Annotated in this window: 14 protein-coding genes; 10 read left to right on the top strand and 4 right to left on the bottom strand. The window is 29.2% G+C overall.

What is annotated here, in order from left to right:
- The first annotated feature begins 207 nt into the window (after positions 1 to 207).
- The 3 genes from OW730_RS22505 to OW730_RS22495 all read left to right on the top strand — a co-directional run bounded on the left by OW730_RS22505 (position 208) and on the right by OW730_RS22495 (position 2,975).
- Positions 208 to 648 (top strand): PTS sugar transporter subunit IIA, encoded by a 441-nt coding sequence (locus OW730_RS22505; RefSeq protein ID WP_271226293.1) that lies wholly within the window; start codon positions 208 to 210, stop codon positions 646 to 648.
- A 168-nt stretch (positions 649 to 816) separates the two neighbouring features.
- Complete coding sequence (locus OW730_RS22500; protein WP_271226292.1) at positions 817 to 2,778, top strand: cache domain-containing protein; 1,962 nt, start codon at positions 817 to 819, stop codon at positions 2,776 to 2,778.
- Positions 2,775 to 2,975 (top strand): hypothetical protein, encoded by a 201-nt coding sequence (locus OW730_RS22495; RefSeq protein WP_271226291.1) that lies wholly within the window; start codon positions 2,775 to 2,777, stop codon positions 2,973 to 2,975. Before OW730_RS22500 ends, OW730_RS22495 begins: the two co-directional genes overlap by 4 nt.
- A 4-nt stretch (positions 2,976 to 2,979) precedes the next feature.
- On the opposite strand, the gene OW730_RS22490 is transcribed toward OW730_RS22495, so the two are convergent.
- From OW730_RS22490 to OW730_RS22475, 4 genes are all read right to left on the bottom strand, one after another.
- Complete coding sequence (locus OW730_RS22490; protein ID WP_271226290.1) at positions 2,980 to 3,168, bottom strand: hypothetical protein; 189 nt, start codon at positions 3,166 to 3,168, stop codon at positions 2,980 to 2,982.
- Positions 3,169 to 3,243: 75 nt separating this feature from the next.
- Positions 3,244 to 3,780 carry a GNAT family N-acetyltransferase gene (locus OW730_RS22485; protein WP_271226289.1) on the bottom strand — a complete coding sequence of 179 codons (537 nt, stop codon included), beginning with the start codon at positions 3,778 to 3,780 and terminating at the stop codon, positions 3,244 to 3,246.
- A 15-nt stretch (positions 3,781 to 3,795) separates the two neighbouring features.
- Positions 3,796 to 4,719, bottom strand: a complete 924-nt coding sequence (locus OW730_RS22480) for an aminoglycoside phosphotransferase family protein (RefSeq protein ID WP_271226288.1) — start codon at positions 4,717 to 4,719, stop codon at positions 3,796 to 3,798.
- A gap of 146 nt (positions 4,720 to 4,865) precedes the next feature.
- Complete coding sequence (locus tag OW730_RS22475; RefSeq protein ID WP_271226287.1) at positions 4,866 to 5,144, bottom strand: CD3324 family protein; 279 nt, start codon at positions 5,142 to 5,144, stop codon at positions 4,866 to 4,868.
- A 362-nt stretch (positions 5,145 to 5,506) separates the two neighbouring features.
- Here OW730_RS22475 and OW730_RS22470 point away from each other — a divergent pair, with 362 nt between their 5' ends.
- The 7 genes from OW730_RS22470 (at position 5,507) to OW730_RS22440 (ending at position 12,973) form a co-directional block, all read left to right on the top strand.
- A complete protein-coding gene (locus tag OW730_RS22470; RefSeq protein WP_271226286.1) occupies positions 5,507 to 5,971 on the top strand; it encodes an NUDIX hydrolase in 465 nt (154 codons plus the stop codon).
- Between the two features lie 56 nt (positions 5,972 to 6,027).
- Positions 6,028 to 8,031 (top strand): S9 family peptidase, encoded by a 2,004-nt coding sequence (locus OW730_RS22465; RefSeq protein ID WP_271226285.1) that lies wholly within the window; start codon positions 6,028 to 6,030, stop codon positions 8,029 to 8,031.
- A gap of 203 nt (positions 8,032 to 8,234) precedes the next feature.
- Complete coding sequence (locus OW730_RS22460; protein ID WP_271226284.1) at positions 8,235 to 9,074, top strand: class I SAM-dependent methyltransferase; 840 nt, start codon at positions 8,235 to 8,237, stop codon at positions 9,072 to 9,074.
- 171 nt (positions 9,075 to 9,245) lie between these two features.
- Positions 9,246 to 10,301 carry an aminoglycoside phosphotransferase family protein gene (locus OW730_RS22455; RefSeq protein WP_271226283.1) on the top strand — a complete coding sequence of 352 codons (1,056 nt, stop codon included), beginning with the start codon at positions 9,246 to 9,248 and terminating at the stop codon, positions 10,299 to 10,301.
- On the top strand, positions 10,283 to 10,753 hold the full coding sequence (locus tag OW730_RS22450) for a GNAT family N-acetyltransferase (RefSeq protein ID WP_271226282.1): 471 nt from the start codon (positions 10,283 to 10,285) through the stop codon (positions 10,751 to 10,753). The genes OW730_RS22455 and OW730_RS22450 overlap by 19 nt, the downstream gene beginning before the upstream one ends.
- Before the next feature lie 20 nt (positions 10,754 to 10,773).
- On the top strand, positions 10,774 to 11,496 hold the full coding sequence (locus tag OW730_RS22445) for a creatininase family protein (protein ID WP_271226281.1): 723 nt from the start codon (positions 10,774 to 10,776) through the stop codon (positions 11,494 to 11,496).
- 250 nt (positions 11,497 to 11,746) lie between these two features.
- Entirely contained in the window at positions 11,747 to 12,973 is a 1,227-nt protein-coding gene (locus tag OW730_RS22440) for a MerR family transcriptional regulator (protein ID WP_271226280.1), read from the top strand.
- Positions 12,974 to 13,040 lie beyond the last annotated feature (67 nt).

Raw genomic sequence — 13,040 nt, 5'->3', positions numbered from 1 at the left:
CGAGTGGTGAATGTTAAAAGTTTAGTAATAATATAAATATAATGACAATTTGTAATAAATAATGTAAGATATTATTTTAAATATACATATTACTAAATAAGTCCACAAAAAATTCTGATATAATTATAAATAAGAAATAGGTTTAAAAAAGTTAATTACTTAGAGAAAGGAGAAGTTACTAGTGAAAAGCACTAGTTACATAGATTAATGATTGCAGGATTTCAATTAACTAAAGAGTTTATTCAGTTTAAAAATAAGGTGAATTCATGGGAAGAATCTATAATAGAAGCAGCTATGCCCTTATTAGAAAAAGAATATATTAATAAAGAATATGTAGAGGCGATGATAGATTCAGTTAATAAATATGGGCCGTATATAATTATAGCACCTCAAATTGCATTACCACATGCAAGACCAGATAGAGGGGCAAAGAAAGCCGGTTTTAGTATTATGAAATTAGAAGAGCCTGTAGCTTTTTCACATGAGGAAGAGCATAAAGTCAAATTATTGATTGTATTATCATGTGAAGATGATAGTACCCATATAGAAATTTTACAAGGAATTGTAGAGATACTATCTGATGAAGAAAAGAAGAAATCAATTTTGCTGGCAGAGACTGCAGAATCGGTATTAGAGATATTTTCATAAATAACAAAGTCAATTAAAAGTGAGAATAAGAAAATAAGCAATCCAAGCGGTGGCTTATTTTCTTATTTTAGCTAGATATTAAAAATTATATAGTAAATTAAATCGCTTTAGGATACTATGATATAGGAAGTTTTTATTATATAATCAAAAGTAAGGGGGTGGATTTATATGAAGGTAACTAAAAAGAAAATTATTGTAAACAGGGTTACAATGATTATTGCAATAATTTTAGGTTTTTTGATTATTACAGCATATATGGTTTTATCCGATATAAATCATACCAATAAAGCAGTTTTTTATTTTGATAATTTCGTTAGAAATGAAAGGTATGACATTGTTCGTAATGAGGTTTTGAATAGAATTGATGAGATTGAATATGATCTTAGTATACTTCATGAAGAGGAAAAAAAGTTAATAAAAAGTAAAATTGATATGATAGGAAATACATTAGCTGGTTCTGCGTTACTTAAAATAGACAATATGGAAAAGAGAAGAAAAGAAGGCTTAAAAGAGTTTGAAAGAATAGCTCAAGGAGATAAAGAATACTTATATTTTGCATTAAGCTGTGATGGTAAGCTTCTTAGATCAGGTACAGATGAGACAAAAGAAGGTAAAAGCCTTATTGATTTTAAAGATAAAGATGGAGTTTATTTTGCAAGGGAAATGATAAAAGCAAAGGATAATCCTGAAGGTATTTATGTTACGTATCACTGGCCGAAAGAGAAAGATGGTAAACCTTTTAAAAAGACATCTTTTTGTTTATATGTTCCTGAACTTGATATGATAATAGGAACAGGAAGTTATCATGTAGATGTTGAACAAGCCTTGAAAGAAGCAACCTTTTCTAGAATTCAAAGTTACTATAAAGATAGTGAAGACTATGTGTTTATAGTTGGGTATGATGGTACAGCCCATGTATTTGGTGATAATAGATTAATAGGAACTGATATTAAGAATATTTTAGATAGTAATGGACGAGCTATCCATAATTTATTTATGGAAACCTTAGAAACTGAAAATGAAGGATTCGTTAATTATTGTTATTATAAAAAGAATTTAGATGAAATGAGTGAAAAAGTCTCTTTTGTTAAAGCTTTAGATAGATGGGAAGCATATATAGGTATGGGCTTTCATATTGATGACTTGAATGAAGAGCTAGATATATATGTTGATGATATTCAGATGGAGTCTTATAACAAAGTGATTGTTACAATAATAGCATTATTGTTTTTTGCTCTTGTAATATTATATTTTGTTCGAAGAAGTTTACAACTTCAATCTCAATATATGTATCAAGAAGAAATAGTATTTGAACAGTTATTTCAATTATCATCTGAGGGCATTTTAATTGTTTCAAACAAAGGTGATATAATGTTTTGTAATCCAATTATTGATAAAATGATTGGTGAAAACTTGAAGAAGTATATTGGGGAAAAAGGTCAATTGAATTTAAAGAGTGTCAGTGAAGGTGTTTATTCCATTGAAAGCCCTAATGGTAGAACTTACTATATTGAATGTGACTGCAAGAGTATAATTTATCATGATGTGGATAGTTATATATATTTCATTACAAACATCACAACTAATTTCTTAAAGTCTAATGAATTGGAACGTATGGCATTATATGATGAATTAACATCTTTACCAAATCGTCGAAAGTTGCTAAATGATTTTGAAGATATGATAGAAGATAATAGTCATAATCAGTCACCTGTTTTAGCAATGATTGACATAGATCATTTTAAAAATGTAAACGACAAATATGGTCATAATGTTGGAGATGAAGTTTTAAAATTATTAGGTGAGTGTTTTAATGGAAGATTACGTCATGGTGATAATATATATAGACTTGGTGGTGAAGAATTTGTAGTTGTGTTTAATAACACAACAATAGAAGATGCACAAGGAGTGTTAAAAGATATTATGAATACTTTTTCACAGTGGAATGAAGAACTAAACGGATTCCCAGTAACATTCAGTGCGGGTGCAATTAAAATTGATTCGAATTTAGAGAGTGCAACTTCTTTAGAAAATTTATTAAATGATGCAGATAAGCTTTTATATCAAGCCAAAAATAAGGGGCGCAGTAGGGTAGAAATACATTTGGATAAAGATAATGATACTATATGAAAATAAAGAAATATACTATAAACATATTTATAATAGTGATATATATAAGTATTTTTGTAATCTTAATGATTGCGGGAAAAGATATACATTCAAAAATATTTGCACATTGGCCACTTTGGATTAATATTATTTTATGTTCAGTATGTTTAATATTGATTAATAAAGTAATTAATAAAAGACTAGAAAAGAGAGAGTAAATTTTCATCTCTTTTCTGGTCTTTGATTATATTTAAAATTAATTTTTATATCAGAATCATAAGGTGCTGATCCATCAAAGGTATTTTTAAAAGAACACATCCAAGATGGAATAAAGCCACTTCTATATGCTACAGATTGTGATGGTATATTGGATGAAGCAGTTCCATAGTATGGAACTATTCCTCTTTCCATAATAATTAGAGCAAGATTGCTAACTAAACTTGTAGCAAGTCCCTTCTTTTATGTGAAAGGTAAAACCGTAACTATTTAATATCTATCATGAATCATTTTTTCTAATTTTTCATTAAGTTTCTTTGCATCAAAACTAAAAATATCAATTAAAAGTTTACCATCCATTTCAGATGTTTGTTTTTTTACTTTACCTCCAAGTTTACGATAATATTGATTTGAAGTGTAAAAGTTGTAGTTGTAAACAATAAGTTCCTTAAAATCTTTTGGTAAAAACTCCTTTAATAACTTATTAAGTAACTTTAGAGAGATTCCTTTTCCTCTGTACTCTTCCTTAACAAATAAATAATTTAATTCAATTCCATTATTTGAATCACTTTCTTCAGCAATACTTGCGCCTGCAAATCCCATAAATTTTTCATTATCAAAACAACCATATACCAATCTGATATCATTGTATTTCTCAGCTGAAATTACCCATTCTAATATAAAGTTTAATTCATCTTCTTTTACCATATGATTAGGTGCTGTTCCAGCTACTTCTTCATAAAAAGAATTAATTTTTAAATCAATTGCTTGTGAATATTCTTCTTTTTTTAATTTTCTTATAATCATAATAGCTTCCCCTTATTATTTCAAATTAGTATAAATTAATCTTTTAATCTCATAAATATCTCTTAATTCATTAGGAGACTTACCAGTATATTTCTTATAAATATCGTGTACAAAATTAGCTCCAAAATCATGTAATAAGATACTAATGAAGAGTTTATCTATAAAAACATCATAATCCATTTCTTTGGTAAATTCGTGGATTAATTCATGATCGTAGTCAAATAACTCAAATACAATAGGTGGATATTCGTATTCAACAGGTGCTATAGTGCTGTCTGCAAAATCAATTATAAAAAGATTATCATTCTTATCCAGCATAACATTATCAGCTGTGATATCACCGTGAACATATACACATTGTGATAAATCATAATTTCTTAATATTTCTGCAATTTGCGACTTTATTAAGGGTGAATAAGGATTCCATCTCTCATTGTGTATTGCTCTCTCTTTAATAAAATTACCATTATTAAGTTCCTTAGGTTTTGTATTAAGCTTATTTAAATTCTCCTTAAGTTTCTGTACAAAGTTTGATTTTTGGCTATAAGAATAATCTTTAAGTACATCACTAGCTTCTTTCCCATTAATAAAATCCATAATAAAATATCTGAACAAGTACTTATCTTCAATGCTGCCAGCTGCAATTATATTAGGTGTATTAATATCTTTGTAGAGTGCTCTTTTCATTGCATCCATTTCTGCAATATAATCAGAATCAGTATTAGCATCTGATTCCTTTGGTGCAAAGATTTTGATTACATAGGTACCAACTTTAAAGACAGCGTTAGTTCCAGGTGTCAAATTGGATATTTCATCATAACCCTTAAGGTTTTCTCTTATAAATATTTCTTCAATTAGTTCTTTAAAATCATCAATTGATTGAAAAACAGTTCCCCAAGAATTCCAATCAATAATATCTTTTTTAAATAAATTTTTCATACTTTGTCCTCCGTAGTTATCTTAATTATATATTACATTCTGAGTCTCTTATTTTAAACCTCCCAAATAAATCCGAATCAAATATGTTCCCTATTAATAAAAAGAAGCCTTGCCATCAATATTGATAGCAAGACTTATGTATATATTTATGCACATAATTTTTTTAGTTCACGTATAATTCTGCTTATACTTTTATCAGCAAGATGATATTGTTCAGCTAGTTCTTTAATTGAAACTCCATCATTATGCTTTTTAAGTATCTCCATATTCCTATTTTTCAGGCTGTGTCTAGTACCTTTTTTCTGTCCCCAAGACTTTTCGTTGCCTTCTTTTCTCGGAATATAGATATATTCACCATCTATATATTCTTGAATTAATTCTATTATTTCCTTTGGTAATACATTCTTTGCCTTAATATGCTGCATTGCTCTGCTCCTCTCAGTAATATATTAATAATTACTTGAAGCAAAGACTACTAAATGTATTTTACCTGATATAGCTATTTATAGATATCCTTAAAGATATTTTATACATAAATAGCTCTAAATAAAGTATAGCTATCATTTTATTAGTAGTCTTTACTTAGAGCTTAAATACAGTTTTACATCTATCAGTAATAATAATCTCCTTCATAGTAACACCCCCAAAAAAATATTATTAGTTATAAATTATTTTAGCAGTTTTTGGGATATCATTCAAATAGACAAATAGTTAATAATAACCTATAATTATAAATAATTACATAAAATAATGATTAAGGAAGATATATAAACTCAGGAGGTATAAAGTGGGGTATGTAGAGGAATTAAGAGAAATAGTTGGACATCGGCCTCTTATTCTAGTAGGAGCTGTAACTATAATTATGGATACTGAGAACAGAATTTTACTGCAAAAACGAAAAACAACATCTTATGGAATGTGGGGAATACCAGGAGGTTTAATGGAACTTGGTGAATCTGCGGAAGAAACAGCAAGAAGAGAAGTATTTGAAGAAACAGGTTTAACAGTGGGAAAGCTTGAGTTAATTGATGTGTTTTCAGGTAAAGACAGTTATTTAAAGGTTCCTAATGGTGATGAATTCTATGCTGTTACAGTTGCATATTATACCAAAGAAATAAGTGGTACTTTTAATATGGATGAAGATGAATCGTTAGATTTTTGTTTTATAAGTCTTGATGAACTACCAGAAAATATTGTGAAAAGTCATAAGAAAATGATAGATAGATTTTTGAGTATATACAAGCCAGATTAAGTTTAGAAATTAAATTTCAATATTTATTAATATGTTATTTAAAAGGGGGATACAAAATGAGCATAGAAAAGGGAAAGTATTTAACTAAAGAAGAAATTATATCAATACCAATTTTCACTGATATAAATATAAGTGATGATGGGGAAAATGTTGCATTTGTTAAGAAAACAACTGATTGGGAGGATAATAAATATAGATTTCATACTTGGATATATGAAAATAAGAATAATAAAAGTTTTCCAATAACATCTGAAAAGGTAGATAGTACAAGTCCTTTGTGGTCACCAGATTCTAAAAGATTAGCTTATCTTAGTGCTGTAGGAGAAGGGGATAAAAAGAAGAATCAGATCTTTATTAAAGATGTTAATGGATACAGTGGAATTCAAGTTACAAATGAAAAAGAAGGTGTTAATAGATTCAAATGGTCTCCAGATGGAGAGGGCTTTTATTTCATTTCTAAGGAGCCATTAGATAAGAAAATAAAAAGACGTAATGAAGTATATGGTGATTTTGAACATGTAGATAAGGAATATCAATACAGCACTTTATTTTATATTGATATTAGTGAAGGATTACAAAAGAATAATACAGTGCATAATATTCCTAAGGATTTTAGAGAAGAAGATGAAAATGATAAAAGTGTTGCTTGTGAATTAATTAATGGAAATGACTTTGAAATAAGAAGTTTTGATATTTCTCCTAATAATGAGAAAATAGTTTTTATGGCTACACCAACTCCTAATATGGAGGATTTTGATGAGGGAGACCTATATACATTTGACGTTAAGACAAAGAAAATAGCAAAGATGAATAAAAAAGAAATTATTGGAGGGAATATTGTATTTTCTCCTGATGGAAGTAAAATATGTTTCACAAAATCTATCAACGAAAAGGAATGTTACAGGAATAATATAGATGACAGTATGTTGGAAATATATAATTTAGAAACCGGGGAAGCAATTCATCCTTTAGAGGAGTTTGATAGTAGTATCAGACCTGTACGTTGGATTGAGAAAGGGATTTTAGTAGTATGGCAAGAGAAAACTAAGTATTTATTTGGTATATTAGATGAAAGTGGAGACTTGGAAGTATTATCAGAAAAAGAAGATGTTTTTTGTATGAATGCATCTATTACCAAAGATAGTAATCATATAGCATATATTAAAGCCACATCAAAAGAAACTTTTGAAGTATATTTAGATCATGAAAAAATAACTAATGAGAGCAGAGTCTTTGAGAATAAAATAATGAGTAAAAAAGAAGTAATATCTTGGACAAGCAGTGATGGTCTAGAGGTAGAAGGGGTATTATCAACACCATATGAGTTAGATTATTCTAAAAAGCATCCATTATTAGTTGTAATTCATGGTGGACCTACATGGGCATCATTTCCAATACCTGCAGTTATGAATAGAGCATATCCAATTGAAGAATTTGTGGAAAAAGGATTTATTGTTCTTGAACCTAACTATAGAGGAAGTTCAGGATATGGAGATGAATTCTTAAAGGCAAACTATAAGAAATTAGGGCTTGGCGATTATGATGATGTAATATCAGGAGTAGATAAGTTAATAGAAGATGGATTAGTAGATAAAGAGAGAGTAGGAGTAATGGGATGGAGTCAAGGAGGATATATTTCTGCATTCTGTACAGCTTATAGTGATAGATTTAAAGCTGTTTCAGTAGGGGCTGGAATCAGTAACTGGCTTACTTATTATGTAAATACTGATATTCATCAGTTTACTAGAATGTTTTTAGGGGATAATCCATGGAATGATCCTAAAATTTACGCAGAGACTTCTCCAATGACATATATAAAATCTGCATGTACTCCAACATTAATTCAGCATGGGGAAAAAGATACAAGAGTTCCAACACCAAATGCTTACGAACTATATCAAGGGTTAAGAGATATGGGAGTTGAAACTGAGCTGGTTATTTTCAAAGGAATGGGACATGGAGCCAATAAACCTGGACTACATAGAGCAATTATGAAACAGAATCTAATGTGGTTTTCTCATTATATATTAGGTGAGAGTCTTGAAGGGTTTAGAGAATAAACTATTTTATTAGTTAATAGTTATTTGTATTTAAATGATAATATTGAAATAAGTGGTAGAATGTGATATTATATATATAAGGATACAAAATATAAAATGTTTCGAGAAGATATACCAGTGTGGTATATCTTTCTTTTGTTTACAGAGAAAAGTCTGCCATTTTTATAAATGGTAGACTTTTTAATTTTGAAAGGGGTGTTTTTATGACTTTAAAAACAGTTAAAAGAAATGAGAGATTAGAAGGGATATTTAACAGAGCCGCAGCAAATTATAATTGCATCGGTCCAAAATACTTTTCTTATTACGGGGAAAAATTAGTTGAGTATTCAAAAGTTCATGAAGGCGTAGTTTTACTGGATGTAGCATTTGGGAGAGGCGCTTCATTATTTCCAGCTATCAATAGTGTTGGGGAAAATGGGGAAGTTATAGGAATTGACTTTTCACAAGAAATGGTGAAAGAAACACAAGCGCTTATTTGTGAACAGGGGTTACGTAATGCTAGACTTATACAAATGGATGCTGAAAATTTAGATTTTCCTGATAATAGTTTTGACAATGTCTTATGTGGACTAGCGATAGGCTTTTTTACCAATTCTTTAGGTGCTGTAGATGAGATGTATAGAGTATTAAAAGATGGAGGTAGGTTTGGATTAAGCACATGGAAAAAGAGGGATAAAAAAGGAATATTAGATAAAGTTTATAGCGAACTCTATCCTGAAAATGAGAGCAGAAACTTAAACAACATTGAAGTTAGACCAGATTTTGGATCAGTTGAGGGAATTGAAAAAATATTAAAGAATGCGGGATTTAAAAATATTGAGATATTTGTTGAAGAGAAAACTTTTTATTATAAGGATGAAGAAGAATGGTGGCAGGAACAATGGACTAATGCTTCTCGTGGGCTATTTGAATATATAGAAAGTAAGGGGCAAGATGCACTTAATGAATTTAGATATGAATCCTTTAGAGCAATTAAGGAATATAAGGATGAGCATGGTATACGATTTGATGGAAAGGTTTTATTAAGTTTTGGAACTAAATAGATCATTAAATTGTTACAATAAAAAAAGCTTAATGTATAGTATTATCAACAATGTTTTAAGTTTTCTTATATTAAAAGATGCTATTAAGTAAGTAAAGAATAATTATAAGTATACTTTACCTATTAATTAAGTAAACTATGTGAGAAAATATAATCAACAGGGGTGATAAAGTTGATTTATAAAACTAAAGAATTCATAAGTCCTACAATGGATGAGATGAAAGAAATTCACAGAAGAATATGTGATTTATTAAAGAAAGAGTATGAAATTGAAATAACAGATATTAGAGAGATTGAAGATGGACAGAACTTAAATTATCTTATGTATGGGTATCAAAATGATAGAGATAGAAAAATAAAATTATTTCTTAAAATAATTTCAAAGGATGGATATCCTGATATTGAGACATTGAACAAAGCTTATGAATTACTTAAGTCTAATGGATTTAAGTATTATAATATAATTCATCATGATACAAGCAGTCATATAGCACCATATGGATTTATAGTGCAAGAGTGGGTTGAAGGTGAAGTTAGAGTTTCAAACGGCGATTTTAATATTAAAGAGGCTGAAAATCAAGTAGACAATGATATTCTTTGGCTTAGAGATTATGCAAATGTATTGAAAAGAGTACATTCAATAAAGCTTGAACACTTCGGAGATATTAAAGGGGATGTTAAGTTTGAAAATATTAATGATTATTATGATAACATAGATGAAGTTATTAGATGGTCATTTGGAAATGTAATAGATGGAGGTATAATACTCGATGATCTGGTAGAAAAAGAGATTTTAGATGAGAAGTTTTTAAGGTATGTTTTAGAAAAAGTAAGTTGTTTAGGAAGAAAGATAAGTTCAAAAGACAGTATTCTCATATACGGGGACATGTTCCCTTCCAATATTATTTATAAAGGTGATGAGCCTAGAATAATAGACTGGGATGAGTGCAGAGCAAATTGGTGGGTATATGAAATAGCGAGAACAACCTACTATATTGAGAGTAGAGAGCTTACTATGAAGTTTATTGAATACTATAAACCTGAAGATTCCTTAGAGGAAATAGATATTGGAATAAGGATTGAACATGTAAAGCAGCATCTTAGACGATTATGCATCATGTGTATGAATAGGGAAAAAGATCAACAACTTATGGATAAGATTGAAAAATTAAAAGAAAAAATTATTGATAGATTGGAGAATAGATTTTTATGGAACAACAACAATTAGTAATTAAAAGAATCAAAGAGGATAATTATAGAGAATTTTCTAAAGTACTTCAATGGAGAGGTACAGGAATCAAAGAGGAAAAGTCAGAGGAAGAAATTAAAAAAGTATTGGAGTTTTTTAATAAGCATGATATATTCAAGAATGATCACTTTCTTTTATTCGCTGCTGAGTTAGAGGGAGAATATGTTGGATATATAGTTGCAAGTTTCCTACCGAAACCGGATAATAGATTAGGAACTTTCTTTGTAGATGAGCTATGGGTTCATGAGGAGTACAGAGGGAAAAATATTGCTCAGGCGTTACTGGATGAAGTATATAATGAAGGTAAACGTCAAGGAGTTTGGCGCGTAAGATTATATGTTGCTGAAGATAATCCAGCAGGAAGAAGAGCATATGCTAAGAATGGATTTGTTGAGAAAGGTCCATGTCAATTCTGTGAAAGAGATATTTAGTAAAAACGGGGGATAAAACTATGAAATTTGGTAAGTGCACTTATTTGGAAATAAAACAAAAGGCTGAAGAGGGATATATTGCAATAATTCCTACAGGATGTACAGAGCAACAAGGACCTCATGCTACTGTAGATTTTGATACTTGGTTTGCAGAAGAACTAATGGATGAAGTATCTGAGAGATTATTAGAGAAACATGGTGTAAAATCTTTGGTTTTACCTGCAATTCCATTTGGACCAACTCCAGAACATGTGAATTTTGGAAGTGGATATATAAATATCCCTCAAAATTTATATGAAGAATTAATTTATTCAATTTTTAAATCACTATCAGACCAAGGGTTTAAAAAATTGATACTTTGGCGTGGATGTGGAGGTCATTATTTAGATAATGTAGTTTCTAAGTTTAATGCAGATAATGAGGGAGTGGCAGAAGTATTTAATATACCTCACCCATTTTATGAAGTTTGGTGTAATTGTGGAGATTCTTCAATAGAAGGAGGACATTCGGATAGTTTTACTACGTCAATTGGATTATATAGACATCCTGAGGATATAAGAGTAGATAAGATTGTGAATCCATATAGTACAGAACCTGAATGGAATGACCCTAATTTAGATTTCAGTAAATATTCTAAAACAGGAGTTATTGGAGATCCTACTCATGCAAGTGCTGAACTTGGAGAAAAATTGTGGAATGAAGTAGTAAATAAAGTAGTGGATATGTTGAATGATTTAAAATAAACAATTAAAAAAAGGTACAAGACACTTAATGTTTCTTGTACCTTTTCTTATTATATTATTTAGAGAATATGCTTTTCAGATGTACTCTTAATTCTTGTGATTTCAATTGGACAAGTAGCATTTTTCAACATTATCTTAAAAAAGAGGGTTTAATAATATCTTAAATAAGTATAGTGTGAAATGGACAAAAAGTAAGATATATTCTATAATCTAAATAAATTACAGAGGGTGTGAGGAAAGGAGGCTAATTATGAAAATTGGAGAGTTCATTAAAATTCATAACACAACAAAAGATACTCTAAGGCATTATATAGATATTGGGCTCCTTATACCAAAGAAGAATGGGGCTCAATATGATTTTGATGATGGATGTAGTGATGATTTTGAAGAAATTCAGAGATTGAAAAATATGGGGTTCAAGTTAAATGAGATAAAGAATATTTTCTTCCATATGAAATTAGGAAAATTAACTGGTTATAGAGAAGATGAGTTATATAAAGAGATATTTAATAGAAAGAATAAAGAGTTAGAGGATCAAATTCAAAAATATAATGAATATAAGTCAAGGATTGAAAAAGAAATAGAGGATTTAAGTAAGGTGAAATGTATCAAAAGAAATACTGTTGGGGTGAACATCAATATACTTTCCATGTTAGCATGTCATATATGTAAAGGTAAGTTAAAACTTAAGAATGGGAAGATTGAGGATAACAAAATTATAAATGGTTATCTTGAATGTGAATGTGGACATAGTTATTCTATAGAAGATGGTATTTTAAAGGGGAATAAGATAATTGAAAGGGAAAAGAAGGAATATGAGTGGTATGATATAAGCAAGTATATACTCAATACAGAGGATGATTATCTAGAGGAGATAATGAAAAGTATCCAGTGGAGTCAAAGGATAAAGGAGCAGCAAGGAATAGATTTTTCGGGTAAAGTTCTAATAGATCTTGGGGTTGGTTCAGGTTTTTCATTAAGATGTTTATATGATAAACTTGGGGATGATACTATATATTTTGCTGTTGACCATGATATGGAAGATCACAGAAATCTAAAAAAAGTTTTAGAAAAGGCTCATGTAGAGAAAAATATTGTTTTGATGTGTATGGATTTTGAAGAAATTCCTTTAAGAGATAATTGTATAGATGTTATAATCGATGGATTTGGAAGTAGTAATTATGCTTTTCAAAATGAAGAATTCCTTTTAAGGAAGATTGAAAGGATAACAAAAGAAAGTACAAATTTATTTGGATTATATAATATGTTCAAAAAATTTGATAAAAATACTGTAATTAAAGCTGAGGTTAGAGATAATTTTAGACTGAATAAAGTTAAAGAGAAATTGAATGGTTTGGGATATAGAATAAATAATGAACATATTGGAAGGGGTTTAATTAAAGGCGGAAAATATGATAATTATTTCTTAGAAAGTGAGAACATGTATTTTTATAGTTGTTATGCTGAAAGAGAGTAGTTTTTGTGGGGGTAACCCCACTTTTTTTATTATACGAAGGAATAATCATCAAAAAAAGGTACTTGCA

The sequence above is a fragment of the Oceanirhabdus sp. W0125-5 genome (assembly GCF_027938815.1).
Taxonomy (GTDB): domain Bacteria; phylum Bacillota; class Clostridia; order Clostridiales; family Clostridiaceae; genus Oceanirhabdus.
This window is presented reverse-complemented; position numbering and strand designations above follow the sequence as displayed.